Origin of the sequence: Streptococcus infantis (genome assembly GCF_047464215.1) — a bacterium.
GTDB lineage: Bacteria > Bacillota > Bacilli > Lactobacillales > Streptococcaceae > Streptococcus > Streptococcus infantis_P.
Genome location: NZ_JASHCG010000002.1, coordinates 181,719 through 206,380 on the forward strand (window position 1 = coordinate 181,719; position 24,662 = coordinate 206,380).

Below are 24,662 nucleotides of genomic sequence, written 5' to 3' on the forward strand. Positions count from 1 at the left end.
CGAACTTTTCCATTGGTGAGATTTTGGTTAGGTAGTGGCAAAAATATGCCTGGCAAATGGCAGGATTATGTGTGTTGAACTCCGAGCGAACTCCGAGAAAATAGCTCTTGAACAGAGAAGATTACATAGCTTGAAGCTAGAGCGAACATAGAGAAATAGCAAAAAAAAGCCAAGGCGCTCCGCCTCAGCTATAATTCCAACACTATTATTATATCACAGAGGAGACCAAGGCATGACACCAGAGCAAGTAAAAGAAAAACTAGAGGGCGTTAAGTGGATCAATAAAGAAATAGAGGGATTATATTTAGAGCTTGCGGCTTTAGAAAGTGGTATTATCAAAAAGCAAGAACTGAGCACTACCAGAGTACAAACAAGCCGGGTAAATACGGCCGAGAATAGCCTTATAAGTGTTCTAAAACTAAAAGAGGATACGCTTCAGAGAATTGAGCGACTTACTGAAGAGAGAATGGAAATATCTAGGCTGATCGATAAGCTGGCCAATCCGCTTGAGCGTTCTGTTCTAAGACTTTTTTACTTGAATGATCTCGTGGCTTTAGAAGTAGCTGAGGAAATAGGGAAATCTACCACCTCAGTATATCGAGTAAAGCAGGAAGCTATAGAACATTTGGCAGGTATGATAAATGTGGATTGATTTAACCTTACCACAGAATTAGGAGCGTATGGGGAGCCCTAAGCTTCATATTTGCCCCTATTTCGCTTTGTTTTGGGGCAGACAATAAAAACACCACGGACAACTAGAAGCCCTTAGAAACGAATCTGGGGGCTTTTGCGATTTGAGAGATAATAAGTATTATCCCTTTACAGTACGTGTAATACGTGTTATAATAATACTGTCAGGAGGTAAAAGCGCTATGCCTATGACACAAAAAGAGATGGTCAAACTCCTTACGGCTCATGGTTGGATAAAAACCAAAGGCGGTAAAGGCTCCCACGTTAAAATGGAGAAGGAAGGGGAAAGACCTATCACAGTCCCTCATGGTGAACTGAATAAGTACACTGAAAGAGGGATAAGAAAGCAAGCAGGACTGTAATAAAGGCAGTCCCCCGCTTGTCTTTGATTTTGGAGGTAAACTATGCTTGTCACTTATCCAGCTTTATTTTATTATGACGATACAGACGGAGCTAACGCCCCTTACTTTGTAACTTTCCCAGATTTTGAACATTCAGCAACTCAAGGGGAGGATATGGCAGACGCTATGGCAATGGCCAGCGATTGGCTCGGTATTAACCTAGCTGATTATATCGAGAATGGGAGAGAAATTCCTACCCCTACTCCTATTAACGCTTTATCTTTGGCTTCTAACAACCCTTTCCAGGATGATGAGGACATAGATCTAGTCTATGATCCTAGTAAATCTTTTATCTCTATGGTTATGGTTGACGTTGCAGAATATCTAGGCAGTCAAGAGCCTGTTAAAAAAACCCTAACCATTCCACGTTGGGCGGATACATTAGGGCGTGACCTAGGGTTGAACTTCTCACAGACCCTAACAGACGCTATTGCTGATAAAAAAATCCATGCTTAATAATTAACTATGATATAATTGACTTATAAACAGAGCTTTTCCATCTCCCCTTGAAACAGTTCGTTCTGCAGTAGGAGGTGGGACAGTTCTGTTTTTACCATAAAGGAGTATTTAACATGGCAAAAGTTAAAGAAAAATGGAACCCAACAATATCACATATTGTCCCTAAAGCTACCAAACTAGCAGACGGTACAATATTAGACAAAGAAACAACCTTAACACAAGAAGAATTTACTAAAAATTCCCCTGTTATTCCAGCAGGACACCCTTATTATAATCTTTTAGCTAGAATAAGCAGAGAGGAAATAGAAAAGGAAGAGCTATAGAACCAAGAAGCAGTAAAATATAGTAGTTTTGCGCGTGATATTCGCTTGAAAATGACTTGTTAAGATCAACAAAATTGATAACCACGCGCTTTTAGCTATCTCACCTTTTCGCTAGCTAAAACAACCAATGCGCGTGATAAACATGATATAATATATTCACAGCTTGAGGCTTGCATAGTCTATCCGATTAGGGAGAGTTAGACCGTGAGGTCACACACTCCCTTTTTTGGTATAATAAACCTATCAGATAAGCAAAAACAACTAAAAAAGCGTAGCTGATGACTACGCTAGTTCTTGCCTGCTGAACTCGTAAATTATTGACCTATTTTAGGTCTTTTTTACTCCCCTTTTTGTGGACTTTGGGGGAATATTAAAGGTCATTTGTGACTATGTTTTTTCAAAAATTCCACAAAAATATAGCCTAAAAACGCCTATTTGAAGCCATTCCTAAGCATTTCTTAAAATTTCTTCGAATGTCATGTTTTTCTCCTTTGTTATCTATGAATCTTAATTTAATTATAACAAAAAACCGTTTTTCAACGGCTTTTTGACTGTGATTATTCTGATTTATATAGCTTTAAAAACTATCACCATTGCAACCCAGCTTCTCTAATTTCCTTTTTAGAGGCAAACTTTCCATTTGGTCGATGCCATCGTCCATTTCTATCTCTAAAGTAGCCACCTGTATTACTACTTTGTGATTCTTCTTCTGCTGGTGCTGGTGCTTCAGTTTCCTACTGTGTCTGTTCTTCTTTAGCCTTCTCTTCTGCTTCTTTTTTAGCTTTTTCTTGCGCTTCTTTTTCTTCAGCCTCTTTCTTAGCTTTTTCCTCGGCTGCCTTTTGCTCAGCGGCGCGTTCCTCAGCTGATTTGACTGTGTTCTTTGCAGTACCGTCAGCATAATTTATCTCTGCATTTGCTGAAACATTCTCTAAAGTTACATGGGTCACGGAATACTTATCAAGTTTTTCCTTACTACTACCTAATTTAATCTCGAGTAAATTCCCATCCGAATCAATCCCTACATACTGTAAGATAATCTGTCTTGGAATCAATTCATTATCCTTATAGACAGCTGTCACCTTATAGTCAAGGTAATAGTTTGGATGATTTGCAAGCCATGAATCAAGTCCATTTTCATAATAGAGCATGCTACTTTGATTTTTGTCATCCGTTCCAGTAAAGGCACCTGTATTTAACCAGGCTGTCATAGGAACTAGATTACGGCCTTCATCGTTAAGTCCACTAAATTGATACCCAACTAAATGACCGCGATTCATCAGCCAAGCCTCTTTAGAACCATCTCCGTAGTAAAATTTATAGTTATGCCATCCAACTGGATCAAAGGTTAATTTAGCTTCTCTCTTTTCTTTAGGCTCATCACTATCTTTTAGCTGAATGTGAGCATAAGTTGCACGAGATTTGGAATCCAGTTCTCCAAGTTCAAGTTGCTTTTCGTTTCTAAAAGTAAGTAAACCAGCTTCCTTGTACAATTTTGTATTATCCTGCGTAGTCTGTTCAGTCGTTACAGGTTCAGTTACTTTCGCCTCTTCCTTATGTTTCGAGCAACCAACTGATGTCAGCAACGATAGTAAAACAACAGAAGTCAAAACTATTCTTTTCATTCTATATTCTCCTAAATTATTAAAATATTTATTATATTGTTATTTTATACCATTTTATCATTTATAGTTTGTGTTTTCAAACAATTATATAAATTTTTTTATATAAAAATAGCATAAAAATCTAGTTATCCGCATAAAAACTGGACTTATCACACTTTATCAAGGTCAAAACCACTCAATTTACTACTAATTTACTACTTATGAATGAGCTTTGATACGACGATTTATCCTTGAAAAGTGAAGATATAAAGATACTTCCAATAAAATTTGAATATTTAATAGGTAGACACTTCAAAAAATGAGGTGTCTATTTTTTTACCCGATTTTGAAAGGAAGTGAACTTATGAAAACAAAAAATCAAGAATCAAAAGGTCGTTCCCCACTCTTTAAGACCATCAAACATTCATTCAGCCAATAAAAAAGAAAGGATAGGTAAAAATATGGAACTTAAATTTGTGATTCCCAACATGGAAAAAACATTCGGCAATTTAGAATTTGCTGGCGAGGATAAAGTCGTTCAGCGAAGAATCAACGGACGGCTAACTGTCTTATCAAGAAGCTATAATCTCTATTCTGATGTTCAAAGAGCAGATGATATTGTGGTGGTGCTTCCTGCTGAAGCTGGCGAAAAACATTTCGGCTTTGAGGAACGTGTGAAGTTAGTCAATCCACGTATTGCCGCAGAGGGCTACAAAATCGGCACTCGTGGTTTTACAAATTACCTTTTACATGCTGACGACATGATAAAAGAATAAAGAAAGAGAGGAAAAATGATGAGATTAGCAAATGGCATTGTATTAGATAAAGACACGACTTTTGGAGAATTGAAATTCTCTGCTCTACGTCGTGAAGTGAGAATCCAAAATGAAGACGGGTCGGTTTCAGATGAAATCAAGGAACGTACCTATGACTTAAAATCCAAAGGACAAGGACGCATGATTCAAGTAAGTATTCCTGCCAGCGTGCCTTTGAAAGAGTTTGATTATAACGCACGGGTGGAACTTATCAATCCCATTGCGGACACCGTTGCTACTGCCACCTATCAAGGAGCAGATGTTGACTGGTATATCAAGGCAGACGATATTGTGCTGACAAAGGATTCTAGTTCATTCAAAGCTCAACCACAAGCAAAGAAAGAACCGACACAAGACAAATAGTCGCTAGGTAGAAAGGAGACTTTTTCGCATGAAACAGCGTGGTAAAAGGATTCGCCCATCTGGTAAAGATTTAGTCTTTCATTTTACGATAGCGTCACTCCTGCCTGTTTTCCTGCTGGTTGTCGGACTGTTTCATGTGAAGACAATCCAGCAGATCAACTGGCAGGATTTTAACCTATCACAAGCAGATAAGATTGACATTCCCTATTTAATTATCAGTTTCAGTGTCGCAATTCTTATCTGCTTGCTGGTAGCGTTTGTATTCAAACGGGTTCGCTATGATACGGTTAAACAACTTTACCACCGTCAAAAACTGGCAAAGATGATACTTGAAAACAAGTGGTATGAATCTGAACAGGTCAAAACAGAGGGTTTCTTTAAAGATAGTGCTGGTCGTACAAAAAAGATAACCTACTTCCCTAAAATGTATTATCGACTTAAAAATGGCTTGATACAGATACGGGTGGAAATCACGCTGGGAAAATATCAAGACCAACTCTTACACTTGGAAAAGAAATTAGAGAGTGGCTTGTACTGTGAGCTGACGGATAAAGAGTTAAAGGATTCCTATGTGGAATATACTTTGCTCTATGACACCATAGCCAGTCGTATTTCTATTGATGAAGTAGAAGCTAAAGATGGTAAACTTCGCTTAATGAAAAACGTATGGTGGGAATATGATAAGCTCCCTCATATGTTGATTGCTGGTGGTACAGGTGGCGGTAAAACTTACTTTATACTGACACTGATTGAAGCCTTGCTTCATACAGATTCAAAACTGTATATTCTTGACCCGAAAAATGCTGACCTTGCGGACTTAGGTTCTGTGATGGCAAATGTCTACTATAGAAAAGAAGACTTGCTTTCTTGCATTGAAACATTCTATGAAGAAATGATGAAACGTAGTGAGGAAATGAAGCAGATGAAGAACTATAAGACTGGCAAAAATTATGCTTACTTAGGTCTCCCGGCACACTTCTTAATCTTTGATGAATACGTCGCTTTCATGGAAATGCTGGGAACAAAAGAAAACACCGCAGTTATGAATAAGCTGAAACAGATTGTCATGTTAGGTCGTCAAGCTGGCTTCTTTCTAATACTGGCTTGTCAACGTCCAGACGCAAAATATTTAGGCGACGGAATCCGTGATCAGTTTAATTTCAGAGTGGCTTTAGGTCGTATGTCTGAAATGGGCTATGGCATGATGTTTGGCAGTGACGTACAAAAGGATTTCTTCTTAAAGCGAATCAAAGGTCGTGGCTATGTTGATGTAGGAACAAGTGTCATATCAGAGTTTTATACTCCCCTTGTACCAAAAGGATATGATTTCTTGGAGGAAATTAAAAAGTTATCCAACAGCAGACAGTCCACGCAGGCGACGTGCGAAGCGGAAGTCGCAGGTGTGGACTGATCTTGCTGGCTGGTGTGGCAATAGCCACGCCAGCACTTAACCCCCCGTATCTAACAGGGGGGTACAAATCGACAGGAAACAGTCAAAAAAACATTAGAAAATCCTTTGGTTACAAGGGATTTACAAAATTTCAGCGTATGTCAAATGGGCTTTAAAAGTTGACATACGCCTTTTTGATTGGAGGGATTTTTACTGAATGAACAAACTTGGTTACAGCATTTAAAAGAAAAACGCTTGGCTTATGGACTATCTCAAAACCGTTTAGCTGTTGCGACTGGTATTACAAGGCAGTATCTAAGCGATATTGAAACAGGAAAAGTCAAGCCATCAGAGGATTTACAGCAGTCCCTTTGGGAAGCTCTGGAACGCTTCAATCCCGACGCTCCCCTTGAAATGCTGTTTGATTATGTAAGGATTCGCTTTCCGACAACAGACGTACAGCAGGTGGTCGAAAACATCTTACAACTGAAACTGTCCTATTTTCTTCATGAGGACTATGGTTTCTATTCTTATTCAGAGCATTATGCTTTAGGCGACATATTCGTCCTTTGCTCCCATGAACTGGACAAAGGAGTTCTGGTGGAATTGAAAGGTCGTGGGTGCAGACAATTTGAAAGCTATCTTCTGGCACAACAAAGAAGCTGGTATGAGTTCTTTATGGACGTTTTGGTGGCTGGCGGTGTGATGAAACGCCTTGACCTTGCCATTAACGATAAGACAGGGATTTTGAATATCCCTGTACTCACTGAAAAGTGCCAACAGGAAGAATGTATCTCCGTCTTCCGCAGTTTTAAAAGCTATCGCAGTGGCGAACTGGTACGCAAAGAGGAAAAGGAATGTATGGGAAACACCCTCTATATCGGTTCATTACAAAGTGAAGTTTATTTCTGTATCTATGAAAAGGACTATGAACAGTACAAGAAAAATGATATTCCCATTGAAGACGCAGAAGTAAAAAACCGTTTTGAGATTCGGCTGAAAAATGAGCGTGCCTATTATGCAGTCCGTGATTTACTCGTCTATGACAATCCAGAAAAGACTGCTTTTAAAATTATCAATCGGTATATCCGTTTTGTAGATAAAGACGATTCCAAACCTCGTTCTGATTGGAAGCTGAATGAAGAATGGGCTTGGTTTATTGGGAACAACCGTGAACGATTAAAACTAACCACAAAACCAGAGCCTTACTCTTTCCAGCGGACGCTGAACTGGCTTTCCCATCAAGTCGCACCCACTTTAAAGGTTGCGATTAAACTTGATGAAATCAACCAGACGCAGGTTGTGAAAGACATTCTCGACCATGCGAAACTGACAGACCGGCATGAGCAGATTTTGAAGCAACAGTCGGCAAAAGATAAGGACGTGATAACGACAAAGAAATAACCTAAACACAAATTCATTGAATATAGAGAGGAGAACATTTTTATGAATTTTGGACAAAACCTTTATAACTGGTTTCTATCAAACGCTCAATCACTGGTACTTTTAGCAATCGTTGTGATTGGCTTGTATCTTGGCTTCAAGCGTGAGTTCAGTAAACTCATTGGCTTTCTCATTATTGCGATTATTGCGGTAGGCTTAGTCTTCAACGCTGCTGGAGTAAAAGACATTTTACTAGAGCTATTCAATCGCATTATTGGTGCTTAAATTAAACCGTTATTTTGTGGAATATAAGTGGTTTTCTTATGTTCCGCAAAAGAATGGTACACCAAACGAAGTGCGGTAGGGATTTTTGAATCTCTATAAAGAAAGGACGTGTGAATACATGGACGATATGCAAGTCTACATTGCCAATTTAGGCAAATACAATGAGGGCGAATTAGTTGGTGCATGGTTTACCTTTCCCATTGATTTTGAGGAAGTCAAAGAGAAAATCGGCTTGAATGATGAATATGAGGAATACGCCATTCATGATTACGAGTTACCCTTTACGGTTGACGAATACACTTCTATTAGCGAACTCAATCGCCTATGGGAAATGGTATCGGAGTTGCCAGAAGAACTACAATCGGAGCTATCTGCTCTGCTCACTCATTTTTCAAGTATTGAAGAATTAAGCGAACATCAAGAAGATATTATCATTCATTCCGATTGTGATGATATGTCTGACGTGGCACGCTACTACATTGAAGAAACGGGTGCTTTAGGCGAAGTGCCAGCCAGTCTTCAAAACTATATTGATTATGAATCCTATGGTCGGGATTTAGACCTTTCGGGAACGTTTATCTCAACCAATCACGGGATTTTTGAAATCGTCTATTAAATCTGTCGGTACATTCTTACTGGCAGATTTTCTTGTTTACGGGGTAGTCAAAAGACTATCCCCATTTTTATGAAAGGATTGATTACATGAAGAAAATACGAAGCTATACCAGTATCTGGTCTGTTGAGAAAGTGTTGTACTCCATCAATGACTTTAGACTTCCGTTTCCCATAACCTTTACGCAAATGACATGGTTTGTCGTGTCACTCTTTGCAGTTATGATACTTGGCAACTTGCCCCCTCTTTCTATGATAGAGGGAGCATTTCTCAAATACTTTGGGATTCCTGTGGCTTTCACATGGTTTATGTCTACAAAAACCTTTGATGGTAAAAAGCCTTATGGATTTTTGAAGTCTGTCATTGCTTATGCACTGCGACGAAAACTGACCTATGCAGGAAAAAAAGTAACGCTTGGCAGAAACCAGCCACAAGAAGCCATTACAGCAGTTAGGAGTGAATTTTATGGCATATCCAATTAAATATATTGAAAACAATCTGGTCTGGAATAAAGATGGGGAATGTTACGCTTACTATGAGCTTGTTCCCTACAATTACTCATTTCTAAGTCCGGAACAGAAAATACAAGTACATGATTCTTTCAGACAGCTTATCGCACAAAATCGTGATGGCAAGATTCATGCTTTACAAATCAGTACAGAATCCAGCATACTTTCTGCACAAGAACGTTCCAAAAATGAAGTCACTGGAAAGCTCAAAACGGTTGCCTATGACAAAATCGACCAACAGACAGACGCTTTAATATCCATGATTGGCGAAAATCAAGTGGACTACCGTTTCTTTATCGGTTTTAAGTTGCTTCTCAACGATCAGGAGTTTTCTATGAAAAGTCTTACCGTTGAAGCAAAAAATGCTTTTACTGATTTTGTCTATGATGTGAACCATAAGCTGATGGGCGATTTTGTTAGTATGAGTAATGATGAAATCCTGCGTTTTCAGAAGATGGAAAAGCTTTTAGAAAATAAAATCTCCCGTCGTTTCAAAATCCGAAGATTAGATAAGGACGACTTCGGCTATCTGATTGAACACCTTTACGGACAGACAGGCACTGCCTATGAAGAGTATGAGTATCCTCTATCAAAGAAAAAGCTGGAACATGAAACACTGATTAAAACCTATGACCTCATTAAGCCTACTCGCTGTCTGGTGGAAGAAAAACAGCGATATTTGAAAATCCAGCAGGAAGACGAAACCGCCTATGTAGCTTACTTTACCATCAACAGTATTGTCGGCGAACTGGACTTCCCGTCCTCTGAAATCTTCTACTACCAGCAACAGCAATTTACCTTTCCGATTGATACGTCAATGAATGTGGAAATTGTAGCGAATCGTAAAGCCCTATCTACTGTCCGCAATAAAAAGAAAGAACTGAAAGACTTGGATAACCACGCATGGCAAAGTGATAATGAAACCAGCTCTAATGTGGCGGAAGCTCTGGAAAGTGTGAACGAGCTGGAAACCAATTTAGACCAAAGCAAGGAATCTATGTATAAGCTGTCCTATGTTGTAAGGGTATCAGCAAATGATCTTGACGAACTCAAACGTCGTTGTAATGAAGTGAAAGATTTTTATGACGATTTAAGCGTAAAACTGGTACGACCATTTGGGGATATGCTCGGCTTACATGAAGAATTTTTACCTGCCAGCAAGCGTTATATGAATGATTATATTCAATACGTGACCTCTGATTTCCTCGCTGGTTTAGGTTTTGGTGCTACTCAAATGCTGGGGGAAAATGAGGGGATTTATGTTGGCTACAGCTTAGATACTGGACGCAATGTCTATCTGAAACCTGCTCTTGCCAGTCAAGGGGTTAAGGGTTCAGTAACCAATGCGTTAGCGTCGGCTTTTGTTGGTTCGCTGGGTGGTGGTAAATCCTTTGCGAATAACCTTATCGTCTATTATGCGGTGCTTTATGGGGCACAAGCAGTGATTGTAGACCCAAAAGCAGAACGTGGCAGATGGAAAGAAACCTTGCCAGAGATTTCCCATGAAATCAATATCGTCACTCTGACTTCTGATGAGAAAAACAAAGGCTTACTTGACCCTTATGTGATTATGAAAAATCCCAAAGATTCTGAATCACTGGCTATTGATATTCTGACATTCCTTACGGGGATTTCCTCTCGTGATGGGGAACGCTTCCCAATCCTTAGAAAAGCCATTCGTGCAGTAACCAATAGTGAAGTACGAGGGTTGATGAAAGTGATTGAGGAATTACGGGTTGAGAATACGCCACTAAGTACCAGTATAGCCGACCATATCGAAAGTTTTACAGACTATGACTTTGCACATTTATTATTCAGTAATGGTTATGTGGAGCAGTCTATCAGCTTAGAAAAACAACTGAACATTATACAGGTTGCGGACTTGGTACTTCCCGACAAGGAAACTTCCTTTGAGGAATATACCACTATGGAGCTTTTATCCGTTGCTATGCTGATTGTCATTAGTACCTTTGCTTTAGACTTTATCCATACAGACCGAAGCATTTTCAAGATTGTAGATTTAGACGAAGCATGGAGCTTTTTACAGGTAGCACAAGGAAAAACACTATCTATGAAGCTGGTTCGGGCTGGTCGTGCTATGAACGCTGGGGTATATTTCGTGACCCAAAATACAGACGACCTCTTAGATGAAAAACTGAAAAATAACCTCGGCTTAAAATTTGCATTTCGTTCCACTGACCTTAACGAGATTAAAAAGACCTTAGCCTTTTTTGGTGTAGACCCAGAGGACGAAAACAATCAGAAGCGATTGCGTGATTTGGAAAACGGGCAATGCCTTATCAGTGATTTATATGGTCGTGTCGGTGTGATACAGTTCCACCCTGTATTTGAAGAACTGCTCCATGCCTTTGATACCAGACCACCTGTGCGAAAAGAGGTGTAAATGTGAAACCATCAATAGTAAACAGAATAAAATCAAACTGGACGCTGAAACGTCTAGGTAAAGTGGCAATGACAGTGGCTTTCACACTTGTGATTGCCATTTTTCTTTTAGCCATGCTGGGAACGGTGGTTCAAGCTGCGGGCTTGGTAGATGATACGGTCAATGTGGCAAATGAATACAGCCGATACCCACTTGAAAACTATCAACTGGATTTTTATGTGGATAATAGCTGGGGCTGGCTTCCGTGGAACTGGTCGGACGGGATTGGAAAACAGGTCATGTATGGACTATATGCCATTACCAATTTTATTTGGACAATCAGTTTGTATGTTTCCAATGCGACAGGTTACTTAGTACAGGAAGCCTATTCCTTAGACTTCATTTCCGCTACAGCAGATTCCATTGGTAAGAATATGCAGACCTTAGCTGGTGTGAGTGCAAACGGATTTTCAACAGAGGGTTTCTATGTTGGATTCCTCTTACTCTTGATTTTGGTTCTTGGGGTTTATGTTGCCTATACGGGACTGATAAAGAGAGAAACCACAAAGGCAATTCATGCCATTATGAATTTTGTGCTGGTGTTTATCCTATCGGCTTCCTTTATTGCCTACGCTCCCGACTACATTAAAAAAATCAATGACTTTTCATCAGACATCAGTAATGCCAGTTTATCACTTGGCACGAAGATTGTCATGCCCCATTCCGATAGTCAAGGCAAGGACAGCGTGGACTTAATCAGAGATAGCCTGTTTTCCATACAGGTTCAGCAACCGTGGCTACTGCTTCAATACAACAGTTCAGACATTGAAAGTATCGGTATTGACCGTGTGGAAAGCCTGCTCTCCACCAGCCCAGATTCCAACAATGGCGAAGACAGAGAAAAAATTGTTGCGGAAGAAATTGAAGACAGAAGCAATACCAATCTAACCATTACAAAGACCATTAACCGTTTAGGTACAGTCTTCTTCCTATTTGTCTTCAATATTGGGATTTCCATATTTGTATTCCTATTAACAGGAATCATGATTTTCTCGCAGGTACTTTTTATCATCTATGCTATGTTTCTGCCTGTGAGCTTTATTTTAAGCATGATTCCATCATTTGATGGTATGTCAAAACGAGCCATAACAAAGCTCTTTAATACCATTTTGACACGAGCTGGAATCACATTGATTATTACGACAGCATTTAGTATTTCAACCATGCTCTATACCTTATCGGCTGGTTATCCGTTCTTTTTGATTGCTTTTCTACAGATTGTGACCTTTGCAGGAATCTACTTCAAGCTGGGCGATTTAATGAGTATGTTTTCTCTACAGAGTAACGATTCTCAAAGTGTGGGAAGTCGTGTGATGAGAAAACCTCGTATGCTTATGCACGCTCACATGCACCGTCTACAGCGGAAACTTGGACGTTCCATGACTACTCTAGGGGCTGGGTCTGCCATTGTTACAGGTAAAAAAGGACAGTCGGGTTCGGGGAGTTCTGCAAGGACACAAGCAGATCACTCCCGACCAGACGGAAAGGAAAAATCAACACTTGGAAAACGTATCGGTCAAACCATCGGTACAGTAGCTGATACCAAAGACAGAATGGTAGACACTGCTAGTGGTTTGAAAGAACAGGTTAAAGATTTGCCGACCAATGCAAGATATGCAGTATATCAAGGAAAATCCAAAGTAAAAGAGAATGTCCGTGATTTAACCAGTAGTATTTCTCAAACCAAAGCGGACAGAGCCAGTGGACGCAAGGAACAGCAGGAACAAAGGCGAAAAACCATTGCGAAGCGTCGCTCTGAAATGGAACAGGTCAAACAGAAAAAACAGCCTGCTTCTTCTGTTCATGAAAGACCGACTACAAGACAAGAACAATATCATGATGAACAGACCTCAAAACAGTCTAATATTCAGACTTCATATAAGGAATCTCAACAAGCCAAACAAGAGCGTCCAGCAGTTAAGTCCGATTTTTCAAGTCCAAAAGTGGAACGCCAAGGCAATACCGTTCAAGAAAAAACCGTTCAAAAGCCAGCAACTTCAACCACTACAGCAGATAGAACTTCACAACGTCCAATCACAAAAGAACGTCCGTCTACTGTTCAAAGAGTACCACTACAAAATACAAGAAGTAGACCACCAATCAAAACCGCCACCATTAAGAAAGTCGGTAAGAAACCATGAAGTTGAAAACTTTAGTGATTGGTGGTTCTGGATTATTCTTGATGGTCTTCTCACTGCTTCTGTTTGTTGCCATTTTATTTTCAGATGAACAGGACAGCGGAATTTCCAATATTCATTATGGAGGTGTGAATGTTTCCGCAGAAGTGCTGGCTCATAAGCCTATGGTAGAAAAATATGCCAAAGAATATGGCGTTGAAGAATATGTCAACATACTTCTTGCGATTATACAGGTGGAATCGGGCGGTACTGCGGAAGATGTTATGCAGTCCTCGGAATCCCTCGGTCTTCCACCTAATTCATTGAGTACAGAAGAATCCATTAAGCAAGGTGTGAAGTATTTCAGTGAATTATTAGCCAGTAGCGAAAGGCTCAGTGTAGATTTAGAATCGGTTATCCAGTCCTACAATTATGGTGGTGGTTTCTTAGGGTATGTGGCTAATCGTGGAAATAAATATACCTTTGAACTGGCTCAAAGTTTCTCAAAAGAGTATTCAGGTGGCGAAAAAGTGTCTTACCCCAATCCCATAGCCATACCTATCAATGGGGGCTGGCGATACAACTATGGCAATATGTTTTATGTGCAACTGGTAACGCAGTATCTTGTCACAACAGAGTTTGATGATGATACGGTACAAGCCATCATGGACGAAGCACTGAAATATGAGGGCTGGCGATACGTTTACGGTGGAGCTTCCCCGACTACTTCTTTTGATTGTAGCGGACTGACACAATGGACGTATGGAAAAGCTGGAATTAACTTACCACGAACCGCACAACAGCAATATGATGTGACCCAGCATATCCCACTATCGGAAGCACAAGCTGGCGATTTGGTTTTCTTTCATTCTACCTATAACGCTGGCTCTTATATTACTCATGTTGGGATATACCTTGGCAATAACCGTATGTTTCATGCAGGCGACCCAATCGGTTATGCCGACTTAACAAGCCCCTACTGGCAACAGCATTTAGTGGGAGCAGGACGAATCAAACAATGAGAAAGGAAGATTTAATGATGAAATTTAGAAAAAATCAGAATAAAGAAAAACAGATACCAAAGGAAAAGAAACCTCGTGTCTATAAGGTCAATCCTCATAAAAAGGTTGTGATTGCCTTGTGGGTACTTTTAGGGCTTAGTTTCAGCTTTGCGATATTCAAGCACTTTACAGCTATAGATACTCATACTATTCACGAAACAACTATCATAGAAAAGGAATACGTTGATACTCATCATGTAGAAAATTTTGTAGAGAACTTTGCGAAAGTCTACTATTCATGGGAGCAATCCGATAAGTCCATTGATAATCGAATGGAAAGTCTAAAAGGCTATCTGACAGATGAACTTCAAGCTCTCAATGTTGATACAGTACGCAAAGATATTCCTGTATCGTCTTCTGTAAGAGGATTTCAGATATGGACGGTAGAGCCAACTGGCGACAATGAGTTTAATGTAACCTACAGTGTAGACCAGCTCATTACAGAGGGAGAAAATACAAAGACCGTCCACTCTGCTTATATAGTGAGTGTCTATGTAGATGGTTCTGGAAATATGGTACTGGTTAAGAATCCGACCATTACCAACATACCTAAGAAATCAAGTTATAAACCAAAAGCCATTGAAAGTGAGGGGACGGTTGATTCCATTACAACCAATGAAATCAATGAGTTTTTAACGACGTTCTTCAAGCTCTATCCTACAGCGACAGCCAGTGAACTTTCCTACTATGTGAATGACGGGATATTAAAACCAATCGGAAAAGAGTACATCTTTCAAGAACTGGTAAATCCTATTCACAATCGTAAGGATAATCAAGTCACGGTATCGCTGACAGTGGAGTATATCGACCAGCAGACCAAAGCAACGCAGGTATCTCAATTTGATTTGGTACTTGAAAAGAACGGGAGTAATTGGAAGATTATAGAATAACAAATATTGGTACATTATTACAGCTATTTTGTAATCACGTACTCTCTTTGATAAAAAATTGGAGATTCCTTTACAAATATGCTCTTACGTGCTATAATTTAAGTATCTATTTAAAAGGAGTTAATAAATATGCGGCAAGGTATTCTTAAATAAACTGTCAATTTGATAGTGGGAACAAATAATTGGATGTCCTTTTTTAGGAGGGCTTAGTTTTTTGTACCCAGTTTAAGAATACCTTTATCATGTGATTCTAAAGTATCCGGAGAATATCTGTATGCTTTGTATGCCTATGGTTATGCATAAAAATCCCAGTGATAAGAGTATTTATCACTGGGATTTTTATGCCCTTTTGGGCTTTTGAATGGAGGAAAATCACATGAAAATTATTAATATTGGAGTTTTAGCTCATGTTGATGCGGGAAAAACTACCTTAACAGAAAGCTTATTATATAACAGTGGAGCGATTACAGAATTAGGAAGCGTGGACAAAGGTACAACGAGGACGGATAATACGCTTTTAGAACGTCAGAGAGGAATTACAATTCAGACAGGAATAACCTCTTTTCAGTGGGAAAATACGAAGGTGAACATCATAGACACGCCAGGACATATGGATTTCTTAGCAGAAGTATATCGTTCATTATCAGTTTTAGATGGGGCAATTCTACTGATTTCTGCAAAAGATGGCGTACAAGCACAAACTCGTATATTATTTCATGCACTTAGGAAAATGGGGATTCCCACAATCTTTTTTATCAATAAGATTGACCAAAATAGAATTGATTTATCAACGGTTTATCAGGATATTAAAGAGAAACTTTCTGCCGAAATTGTAATCAAACAGAAGGTAGAACTGTATCCTAATATGTGTGTGACGAACTTTACCGAATCTGAACAATGGGATACGGTAATAGAGGGAAACGATGACCTTTTAGAGAAATATATGTCCGGTAAATCATTAGAAGCATTGGAACTCGAACAAGAGGAAAGCATAAGATTTCAGAATTGTTCTCTGTTCCCTCTTTATCATGGAAGTGCAAAAAGTAATATAGGGATTGATAACCTTATAGAAGTTATTACTAATAAATTTTATTCATCAACACATCGAGGTCAGTCTGAACTTTGCGGAAAAGTTTTCAAAATTGAGTATTCGGAAAAAAGACAGCGTCTTGCATATATACGTCTTTATAGTGGCGTACTGCATTTGCGAGATTCGGTTAGAATATCGGAAAAGGAAAAAATAAAAATTACAGAAATGTATACTTCAATAAATGGTGAATTATGTAAAATCGATAAGGCTTATTCCGGGGAAATTGTTATTTTGCAGAATGAGTTTTTGAAGTTAAATAGTGTTCTTGGAGATACAAAGCTATTGCCACAGAGAGAGAGAATTGAAAATCCCCTCCCTCTGCTGCAAACGACTGTTGAACCGAGCAAACCTCAACAAAGGGAAATGTTACTTGATGCACTTTTAGAAATCTCCGACAGTGACCCGCTTCTGCGATATTATGTGGATTCTGCGACACATGAAATCATACTTTCTTTCTTAGGGAAAGTACAAATGGAAGTGACTTGTGCTCTGCTGCAAGAAAAGTATCATGTGGAGATAGAAATAAAAGAGCCTACAGTCATTTATATGGAAAGACCGTTAAAAAAAGCAGAGTATACCATTCACATCGAAGTTCCACCGAATCCTTTCTGGGCTTCCATTGGTCTATCTGTAGCACAGCTTCCATTAGGGAGCGGAGTACAGTATGAGAGCTCGGTTTCTCTTGGATACTTAAATCAATCGTTTCAAAATGCAGTTATGGAGGGGATACGCTATGGCTGTGAACAAGGATTGTATGGTTGGAATGTGACGGACTGTAAAATCTGTTTTAAGTATGGCTTATACTATAGCCCTGTTAGTACCCCAGCAGATTTTCGGATGCTTGCTCCTATTGTATTGGAACAAGTCTTAAAAAAAGCTGGAACAGAATTGTTAGAGCCATATCTTAGTTTTAAAATTTATGCGCCACAGGAATATCTTTCACGAGCATACAACGATGCTCCTAAATATTGTGCGAACATCGTAGACACTCAATTGAAAAATAATGAGGTCATTCTTAGTGGAGAAATCCCTGCTCGGTGTATTCAAGAATATCGTAGTGATTTAACTTTCTTTACAAATGGACGTAGTGTTTGTTTAACAGAGTTAAAAGGGTACCATGTTACTACCGGTGAACCTGTTTGCCAGCCCCGTCGTCCAAATAGTCGGATAGATAAAGTACGATATATGTTCAATAAAATAACTTAGTGTATTTTATGTTGTTATATAAATATGGTTTCTTGTTAAATAAGATGAAATATTTTTTAATAAAGATTTGAATTAAAGTGTAAAGGAGGAGATAGTTATTATAAACTACAAGTGGATATTGTGTGCTGAGAGCTTTCTTCTATACTAATAGACGAAAGGGTGTGAAAATGATTTTTAAATGATACTGTGGAACGGAACAGTAGCCCTAGTATTGACTACTGTCGTTTCTATTCATATTGGCTATTCTAGGACTGAGATGAAAAAATCTATAAATGCTCAGAATAAAATTGAACCCGCAAATCTCCCCAAAACAATGGTGAGTCATGTACTTGTATTATTCCGAAAAAATACACCTCTGGTGCAGTGAGACAAATTGGTGTATCTTATAGTGGCTTCGTAGATGAAAGCTATACTCTACTATCACTCTTTGATGATGTAGAACAAATTGAAAAAGATAATAGACTTCAGACAGCTATTGATGTTGTCAGAGAACAGTTTGGTTTTTTAGCCATACAAAAAGGAACCGTCCTAACTGAAGGTTCCAGAAATATTGAACGCAGTAAACTTATCGGTGGTCATTCCGCGGGTGGATTGGAGGGATTAAAATGAAACAAGAAAAAAATACAGTACAATTTTCAGAAATCCGTAGCAAAGGATGTAATGATATTGAAATGCTTGAAAGATTTTTACATGGAATCGTTGAAACAGCAACTTCAAAACTTCGTCAGAGAAAACTCAAAACAACTGAAATATCGATACGACTAGTACATGCTAAATCTGAAAACCGATTACCATTGGAATTTACATTTAGCATTAAGCCAACAAGCTCATCTGTGATAATCTATACTGAGGTAATCAATCGCTTTAAAGAATGTTACACAGGTGGGGGAATTCAAGGTTTTACGATTCAATTTGATAAAAATACCCTTGCCTCTGCATAGAAAGGATTTGATATGATTGACCGTTCATATTTACCATTTCAATCAGCAAGAGAGTACCAGGATACAAAGATGCAAAAATGGATGGGCTTTTTCCTATCTGAACATGCATCAGCACTCTCTGATGATACAAACAAAGTAACGTACATGTCTGACTTATCACTAGAGAAGAAATTATTACTCCTCAGTCAAGTATACGCCGGGCAGCTACGCACACGCATTCAAGTGATTGAAAAAAACAAGCGTGTTTCCTACACTGGAACAATACCAAGTCTGACCAAAGATTTCATTTTGATAAAAACTACAACAGGTCACATCAATTTGAAATTAAAAGACATTATTAGTATTGAACTTGTCGAGGAGGTGCTCTATGAATCAGCTTGAGTTTCAGCGTAATCACCTACAAATGGACTATTATAGCGAGAGCTACCAAGATTTTGAACGTGACTTCTACCGCTACTCTAACATGAATATTCCATTGACCTTCCTAACTGATGATATCCTAAAAACAATGGCGACTTCACGTAAGAATTACTTTGTCCTCAATAAGGAAAAGTCCAGAGATAACCGCGATCACTTCTTCATATTTGAAGTAAGTACCGTAGATGAGAATCCGCTAATCTATCATTATACATATAAGAAAACTACAATATATTTAGCAGAAAAATAGGAGCAGTTCAATTGACTGTTCCTATTTTTAATATTCATAAAATCTAAAGTCTTTATACTCTTTAACAATGGAGTCGCCAACCAGAACAGACTATACTGACCAGCGACTACCTTAAATTTAATGTTTCAGATTTATTTTCTTATCTCTAATTTCATAAACTACATCTGCTACATTTTCGAGTAATCGTTTATCGTGGGTGATAAACACGATAGTTCCGGTGTACTCCTTCATTAGTATTTCCAAAGCCTCTAAACTTGGTATGTCAAGGAAGTTACTGGGTTCATCCATTATTAGGATGTTATATCTACCCATGAGCATTTTAGCAAGCAACAATTTTATAATTTCTCCACCGCTTAAAACAGATAAACTTTTTCCAATATCGTTCTGTTTGAACCCCATAGATGCTAGCACTGAACGAATTTCTGATATATTGTAGTCACAATCCTTCTGCATAAACTCCATAACATTCTGATTACTGTTGTACTTGTAACCATTCTGTGCAAAGTAACCTATTTTTGCCTTAGGCGAAATAGAAATTCCTTCTTCATGGTTTAAGATCATTTGGATTAAAGTTGTTTTTCCGATTCCATTACCACCAGTTAACGCCACTTTTGCTCCTAACGGAATTTGAAAAGATGCATTTTCAAACAGAGCCTTATCCCCAAATACTTTATTAATTTCTGCACCGACTATAGGGTATGGATTATGGAGCTCCAATGCTTTACTTTGCCTGAAACGAATTCTGCGAATGCCTTCCGGAGCTTCTACTTTTCCTAAGGCCGCAATCCTGTGCTCTAGGGTTTTAGCAGCATTATACATCTTTTTTTCCTTACTTCCTATTGATTTTTGATGAGCTAAACGCCCTCCGTCTTCAGTACTTTTTTTCTTTGAAGAACCTTTTGCCTTCTGTTCTATTTTACGAGCCTGTTTTCGCTTTTCCTCCGCAGCCCTTTCCAATCGGGCACGTTCCGCAATAAATTGTTCGTATTCTGCAGCTTGGCTCTTACGTTCTTCCTCTTTCTGACGAAGATAATCAGAATAGTTTCCCCAATACTCAGTGATTTTGCCATCTTTCAGTTCCCATATTTTATCTACTATTTCATCAAGAAAATAGCGGTCATGGCTAATAACTAACAGTGCACCTGTAAAATATTTTAGCTGTCCTATTAGAAAATCAATTCCTTCACGGTCTAAATGGCTCGTAGGTTCATCCGCTAAAATACCATGAACCTGTGCCGATAAGGCCTGTGCTATTTTAAGCCTTGTTTCTTCACCACCGCTCATAGTCTGTATATTTAATTGCTCAACACCTAGCTTGCCTACAAGTGCAAAATCTTTTTCCTCCTGCAGAGTTACTTCGTCCAACTGGGGAATATAGGCAAGTTCACCCAGACGATTCATTTTACATCCTGGGGGAGTTAATTCTCCTAAAAGTACCCTGAGTAAAGTGCTTTTTCCAGCACCATTTGCTCCTACTAAACCAATACGGTCATAATCATATACTTCTAATTCATTTATATCTAAAACATCGCGTCCTTTGAATTCCACACGAATGTCTTTTGCTTTTAATATTAATTCCATAACATTTCCTCCAATATTGTTTATTTTAAATCTAATTTTCTAACCTCAGTTATCATTTGGCAAACTATAGCAATGCCAATAATTAAAATACCTGATAGTAAAAACCAATGATTTACACCGATTTTATCAGCAAAGAATCCAGAAAGAATTAACCCAATTGGCATAGCAAGTGACATGATACTTCCGATCAAAGAAAATACACGTCCTAAATATTCAGGCTTAATTTTCTCCTGAAAAAGAGCTGTTTGCACACCGCTATAAAATGGCACCGAAAGCCCCATTATTGCACAGCAAACTACGAATATTACAAATCCATTTGGAGGAAGTATTCCCGAAACGGCTAAACTGGTCCCCATTATAAAAAATGAACTTGTTATTAGTAATACATGCTTTTCGAAGCCCCCTAATCTTCCTAATAATAAGCCTCCTGCTAGCATCCCAAATGCAAAGGAAATTTCCGTAATAGAAATATGCACAGGTGTTCCATTAAAGTGTTCCATGCTTATTAAAGGAAATAGTGCATTGATTGGCATATAAACAAAAGTATATAGTGTTCCTAAGAGTAATAAGGCAAACAATCCTTTGTTTTGTCTCAGAACCACAACTCCTTCTTTCATCTCCCTTATGAAATTTGGTTCTAAACTTTGCACTTGATTACCCAGCTTAGGTATACGTACAATTGCTACCGTAATAGATGCAATCACAGCACCCAATACGTCGATGGCAATAATAGCATTTAAATCCCAAACGGAGTATAAGAGTGCTGCAACTGCCGGACTAACAATATAGCTTATAGACTGCAAAGACTGACTATAGCCTGCGCATTTCGTTAGCTGTTCTTCTGGTACTAAAAGTGGTGTAACCGCATTGAGTGCTGGGGTATGAAAAGCTGTTCCAATGCTACGGATAAACAATACTATCATAATCATCCAGACAGGTAGCTCCATACAGAATGCAACAATAGCAAGCACTGCACCAGCTGCTGCGATAATTAAATCGGCACCAATCATTATCTTCTTCCTATCATGACGATCCACTAGCACACCAATGGCAGGTCCCAAAATCGCATAGGGTAAAAAACCTACTAATGAAGCCATAGACAAGACCATCGCAGATCCTGTTTTTTCTGTAAGGTAAAAAATAATCGCCATTTGCAGGATGGCACTAGTGATTAATGATACTGCTTGCCCTGCCCATATTGCATAAAATTTTCGTTTCCAATTGTTGTATTTTTCCATTTATATTATCTCCTGCATATTATTTTGCTTGAATTTCTATTTTGAATAGCATTCTAGGCAATAAAAAATGCAGGCCAAACCCCACAATGTGGCTTTTGGTCTGCATACATACAATTTGGAAACATTCATATTAAAGACATAGTTAAATAAAGGTATAGTTAAATAACCAATATCCTCACCGTAACTAATGAATGCTCAATATCGTATAAATAAGCACAACAAAAAAGCCTATCATCGGGTATAGATTCTGCTTTTTTTATTGCCAGCTTATCTTAAACGCATTGAGGCTGTCATAGTTTCGGTTCCTCCTACATCTTTGTTTATATCAATTTATAGTATAACACAACAAGATGATATGTTCAATATAAAAGTTATGGAATGAGACTCATACTTCCAATTCGATGCCAGATTTAAAGGATATGACGAAGTTTTCTTCATAGACTGTAACGCTCTGGATTATCTTCCTTAGTAGCAAGCGATTAGCTTTCACAAAATCTTCTGTTTGTAGTTTTAAAAATTCATCAGGATTTTCTAACTCAACCTCAAAATATTTCATTTTACATTCCCTCATTTCATTTATTGATAAATTGAGTTTGCAAAAAAGAGTGGACAATTTTTGTCTACTCTTAACCTTTAAAATAGTTTTTTTTAATCGATTTGAAGTTGCCTAAATTATTACTTATTCGGTAAAATGAAGTATTGCTTTCAACAGATTTCCTTCAACTACACTTCACTTGATTCAAACAAGGTGGGTACATTTCTATTCCCACAAACTCCTTGTCAATGGAAACAAACACGTACCCACAGGGTAAATGGAAATAGAAACTGATAATTTCTAGCTATCACTTCTACTCATTCCAAAAATTTTCTCACTCTGATACTTACCCACCATAAAGCAAAAAGCCTTGCAATCAAGGCTTTCATTATCCCTTTCGTTCAAAGGTTTCTAAGCTTTTACGAGCAGAGCGACACACTCAGCGGTTCGCTATCTCCGTTCTGTCTGCGTGCTAGCACTTGTCAATCACGGACAGCTATCGCATGGGCGGAAGTAAATGCTAATCTTCGTCGTTTTACTCCTTGACTAGCAAACTTACCGCCTCAACATGTCCTGTATGTGGAAATAAAACACGATTAAAGATAAGGGAAGATACTGAATTAAAAAAATTCCCCCTCTATTGTCCGAAATGCAGACAAGAAAATTTAATTGAAATAAAGCAGTTCAAAGTAACTGTGATTACAGAGCCAGACGCAAAGACGCAGAGCCGATAAAATGAGATTAATACAATCTCATTTTATCGGCTCTTTCCGTTATGTATGGATTCTTTTAATTAGTCTTCGATATTTCTTGCTTCGTTGATACCGCTGGCTAAAGATTCCATTAAGGATAGTTCTTTGTCTGTAAAGCTATCCATGTATTTCTCTATCTGTAATCGTCGGGTGCTTTTTACCAAGTTATTAGCAGGTAAGAAAAATTCATCAACGGAAACATGAAGTAACGATACAAGGTCATAAAGAACTTGTATGCTGGGGTGTTGCCCCTTATTTTCAATATTAGTTAAGTACCGTGGGTCAATTTCAATCAATGCTCCCACTTGTTCACGAGTTAAACCTCGTTTCAATCGAGCTTCTTTAATGGCTAAACCAAAGGCTCTAAAATCATATTTATCTTCTTTTTTACGCATAGTAGACCACCTCTATACATTTTATTGTTCCTACTGAATTAAAAACAGGTATAGAAAAACGTGTTATATGTACTGACCCCAAAAAGTTAGACAATTAATTTAAGCAAAGGATTTAGTTCTGTATTGTACAGGACTAAGTCCTTTTCTACCATTTGTCAAGTATATCAAGGTATTTGATGAAAAGTAGTTTGAATTCCATAGTCAAACTAAGGAAATTGTCTTTTTTTGAACTAAATTTTAGTGTAAAAAGTGTACACTAAAACAACACCTTATCTGGTGATTTTTTTGATAAGGCGTTACAATAATATGGCATAAACAATTTTACCGATTTTGGGTAGAAGTATAATCGTAAAGTTTGTTATGCGTTATAAGGTAATACATTGTTCTAATGAGACGATGTATGGAGGCAATCGTGTGTGGTTTGGTTGAAGTCACTTGCGATTGTCTTTTCCGTTTCTCATAGAAGTCTGCGATATGACAAGGATTGGTGTGGCTAGCTGAAGCTATGTTATGAATGCACTTAAAGAGAATCTTTCTGGCATAGGGATTCCCACGTTTGGTGATATGTTCCTTGACTAGAAAGTTTCCAGATTCATAGTGTCTGAGGTCAATACCGATAAAAGCATTGATTTGATTGGCAGAGTGAAATCGACGAATGTCACCAAGTTCGCCAATAATACTTGTCGCTGTGGTTTCGGCTATTCCAGGAATAGAGAGAAGAATCTCGTATTCTGGCAAAGATTGAGCTAATGTTACCATCTCCTCTAAAACACCTTGTCTGTGTTCCGAAAGCCTAAGTAACTCCCCTGCATAGTATTTGACCTCTTCTATCACTGGAGAGGTTTTCTTAACCGCACAATAAGACTGATTAGCTAGTTTTGTAAGCTTATCTACTAAGTAAGTCACACGTTTTT

The 24,662-nt window shown here is 38.4% G+C and carries 27 protein-coding genes and 2 pseudogenes; 23 read left to right on the forward strand and 6 right to left on the reverse strand.

Going from position 1 to position 24,662, the window contains the following annotated elements:
• The first annotated feature begins 232 nt into the window (after positions 1–232).
• From QM469_RS02110 to QM469_RS02125, 4 genes are all read left to right on the forward strand, one after another.
• Entirely contained in the window at positions 233–652 is a 420-nt protein-coding gene (locus QM469_RS02110; RefSeq protein WP_414275977.1) for a DUF1492 domain-containing protein, read from the forward strand.
• 220 nt (positions 653–872) lie between these two features.
• Positions 873–1,052 (forward strand): type II toxin-antitoxin system HicA family toxin, encoded by a 180-nt coding sequence (locus QM469_RS02115; RefSeq protein WP_001132280.1) that lies wholly within the window; start codon positions 873–875, stop codon positions 1,050–1,052.
• 42 nt (positions 1,053–1,094) lie between these two features.
• Entirely contained in the window at positions 1,095–1,547 is a 453-nt protein-coding gene (locus tag QM469_RS02120; protein ID WP_261050117.1) for a type II toxin-antitoxin system HicB family antitoxin, read from the forward strand.
• A 116-nt stretch (positions 1,548–1,663) separates the two neighbouring features.
• The gene (locus QM469_RS02125; protein ID WP_414275979.1) at positions 1,664–1,873 is read left to right on the forward strand and encodes a BOW99_gp33 family protein; all 210 of its coding nucleotides are present in this window, start codon (positions 1,664–1,666) and stop codon (positions 1,871–1,873) included.
• A gap of 587 nt (positions 1,874–2,460) precedes the next feature.
• Here the strand turns inward: QM469_RS02125 and QM469_RS02130 are convergent.
• Positions 2,461–3,495: pseudogene (locus QM469_RS02130) on the reverse strand (DNA/RNA non-specific endonuclease).
• Positions 3,496–3,935: 440 nt separating this feature from the next.
• Here QM469_RS02130 and QM469_RS02135 point away from each other — a divergent pair.
• The 18 genes and pseudogenes from QM469_RS02135 to QM469_RS02220 all read left to right on the forward strand — a co-directional run bounded on the left by QM469_RS02135 (position 3,936) and on the right by QM469_RS02220 (position 19,247).
• Complete coding sequence (locus QM469_RS02135) at positions 3,936–4,250, forward strand: YdcP family protein (protein ID WP_414275980.1); 315 nt, start codon at positions 3,936–3,938, stop codon at positions 4,248–4,250.
• Between the two features lie 15 nt (positions 4,251–4,265).
• Positions 4,266–4,652 carry a YdcP family protein gene (locus QM469_RS02140; protein ID WP_000985015.1) on the forward strand — a complete coding sequence of 129 codons (387 nt, stop codon included), beginning with the start codon at positions 4,266–4,268 and terminating at the stop codon, positions 4,650–4,652.
• A 28-nt stretch (positions 4,653–4,680) separates the two neighbouring features.
• Positions 4,681–6,063, forward strand: coding sequence for an FtsK/SpoIIIE domain-containing protein (locus QM469_RS02145; RefSeq protein ID WP_016398735.1), 1,383 nt, complete (start codon positions 4,681–4,683; stop codon positions 6,061–6,063).
• A 2-nt stretch (positions 6,064–6,065) separates the two neighbouring features.
• Positions 6,066–6,218 (forward strand): hypothetical protein, encoded by a 153-nt coding sequence (locus tag QM469_RS02150; protein WP_000879507.1) that lies wholly within the window; start codon positions 6,066–6,068, stop codon positions 6,216–6,218.
• Positions 6,219–6,240: 22 nt separating this feature from the next.
• Positions 6,241–7,446 (forward strand): MobT family relaxase, encoded by a 1,206-nt coding sequence (mobT, locus tag QM469_RS02155; protein ID WP_057487577.1) that lies wholly within the window; start codon positions 6,241–6,243, stop codon positions 7,444–7,446.
• Between the two features lie 42 nt (positions 7,447–7,488).
• A complete protein-coding gene (locus QM469_RS02160; RefSeq protein ID WP_001009056.1) occupies positions 7,489–7,710 on the forward strand; it encodes a hypothetical protein in 222 nt (73 codons plus the stop codon).
• 118 nt (positions 7,711–7,828) lie between these two features.
• On the forward strand, positions 7,829–8,326 hold the full coding sequence (locus QM469_RS02165; protein ID WP_002345010.1) for an antirestriction protein ArdA: 498 nt from the start codon (positions 7,829–7,831) through the stop codon (positions 8,324–8,326).
• 86 nt (positions 8,327–8,412) lie between these two features.
• Positions 8,413–8,805, forward strand: a complete 393-nt coding sequence (locus QM469_RS02170; RefSeq protein WP_002345009.1) for a conjugal transfer protein — start codon at positions 8,413–8,415, stop codon at positions 8,803–8,805.
• A complete protein-coding gene (locus tag QM469_RS02175; RefSeq protein WP_050197513.1) occupies positions 8,789–11,236 on the forward strand; it encodes an ATP-binding protein in 2,448 nt (815 codons plus the stop codon). Before QM469_RS02170 ends, QM469_RS02175 begins: the two co-directional genes overlap by 17 nt.
• Positions 11,237–11,238: 2 nt before the next feature.
• Positions 11,239–13,416, forward strand: coding sequence for a CD3337/EF1877 family mobilome membrane protein (locus QM469_RS02180; RefSeq protein WP_000804748.1), 2,178 nt, complete (start codon positions 11,239–11,241; stop codon positions 13,414–13,416).
• On the forward strand, positions 13,413–14,414 hold the full coding sequence (locus QM469_RS02185; RefSeq protein ID WP_000769868.1) for a lysozyme family protein: 1,002 nt from the start codon (positions 13,413–13,415) through the stop codon (positions 14,412–14,414). Before QM469_RS02180 ends, QM469_RS02185 begins: the two co-directional genes overlap by 4 nt.
• Positions 14,411–15,343 (forward strand): conjugal transfer protein, encoded by a 933-nt coding sequence (locus QM469_RS02190; protein ID WP_001224318.1) that lies wholly within the window; start codon positions 14,411–14,413, stop codon positions 15,341–15,343. The genes QM469_RS02185 and QM469_RS02190 overlap by 4 nt, the downstream gene beginning before the upstream one ends.
• 313 nt (positions 15,344–15,656) lie before the next feature.
• Positions 15,657–15,704, forward strand: a pseudogene (locus tag QM469_RS02195) (hypothetical protein); the annotation flags it as partial.
• Between the two features lie 15 nt (positions 15,705–15,719).
• A complete protein-coding gene (gene tet(M), locus QM469_RS02200) occupies positions 15,720–17,639 on the forward strand; it encodes a tetracycline resistance ribosomal protection protein Tet(M) (RefSeq protein ID WP_414275981.1) in 1,920 nt (639 codons plus the stop codon).
• Between the two features lie 363 nt (positions 17,640–18,002).
• Positions 18,003–18,248: a hypothetical protein gene (locus tag QM469_RS02205; RefSeq protein ID WP_001813542.1), complete on the forward strand. Its 246-nt coding sequence runs from the start codon at positions 18,003–18,005 to the stop codon at positions 18,246–18,248.
• A complete protein-coding gene (locus QM469_RS02210; protein ID WP_000806926.1) occupies positions 18,245–18,580 on the forward strand; it encodes a hypothetical protein in 336 nt (111 codons plus the stop codon). The genes QM469_RS02205 and QM469_RS02210 overlap by 4 nt, the downstream gene beginning before the upstream one ends.
• Before the next feature lie 12 nt (positions 18,581–18,592).
• Entirely contained in the window at positions 18,593–18,961 is a 369-nt protein-coding gene (locus tag QM469_RS02215) for a hypothetical protein (protein WP_000567222.1), read from the forward strand.
• A complete protein-coding gene (locus tag QM469_RS02220; RefSeq protein WP_001072467.1) occupies positions 18,948–19,247 on the forward strand; it encodes a DUF5960 family protein in 300 nt (99 codons plus the stop codon). Before QM469_RS02215 ends, QM469_RS02220 begins: the two co-directional genes overlap by 14 nt.
• 117 nt (positions 19,248–19,364) lie before the next feature.
• Here the strand turns inward: QM469_RS02220 and msr(D) are convergent, their stop codons facing one another.
• The 3 genes from msr(D) to QM469_RS02235 all read right to left on the reverse strand — a co-directional run bounded on the left by msr(D) (position 19,365) and on the right by QM469_RS02235 (position 22,622).
• A complete protein-coding gene (gene msr(D) / locus QM469_RS02225; protein WP_000420313.1) occupies positions 19,365–20,828 on the reverse strand; it encodes an ABC-F type ribosomal protection protein Msr(D) in 1,464 nt (487 codons plus the stop codon).
• Positions 20,829–20,848: 20 nt separating this feature from the next.
• Positions 20,849–22,066: a macrolide efflux MFS transporter Mef(A) gene (gene mef(A) / locus QM469_RS02230; RefSeq protein ID WP_000417519.1), complete on the reverse strand. Its 1,218-nt coding sequence runs from the start codon at positions 22,064–22,066 to the stop codon at positions 20,849–20,851.
• A gap of 385 nt (positions 22,067–22,451) precedes the next feature.
• The gene (locus tag QM469_RS02235; protein ID WP_000873143.1) at positions 22,452–22,622 is read right to left on the reverse strand and encodes a hypothetical protein; all 171 of its coding nucleotides are present in this window, start codon (positions 22,620–22,622) and stop codon (positions 22,452–22,454) included.
• 521 nt (positions 22,623–23,143) lie between these two features.
• Between QM469_RS02235 and QM469_RS02240 the strand changes: the two genes are divergently transcribed.
• The gene (locus QM469_RS02240; RefSeq protein WP_001860868.1) at positions 23,144–23,335 is read left to right on the forward strand and encodes a cysteine-rich KTR domain-containing protein; all 192 of its coding nucleotides are present in this window, start codon (positions 23,144–23,146) and stop codon (positions 23,333–23,335) included.
• Between the two features lie 59 nt (positions 23,336–23,394).
• Here the strand turns inward: QM469_RS02240 and QM469_RS02245 are convergent, their stop codons facing one another.
• Both QM469_RS02245 and QM469_RS02250 read right to left on the reverse strand, forming a co-directional pair.
• On the reverse strand, positions 23,395–23,748 hold the full coding sequence (locus QM469_RS02245) for a helix-turn-helix transcriptional regulator (protein WP_001227347.1): 354 nt from the start codon (positions 23,746–23,748) through the stop codon (positions 23,395–23,397).
• Between the two features lie 321 nt (positions 23,749–24,069).
• A partial coding sequence (locus tag QM469_RS02250) for a transposase (protein WP_414275982.1) occupies positions 24,070–24,662 on the reverse strand: 593 nt, incomplete at its 5' end.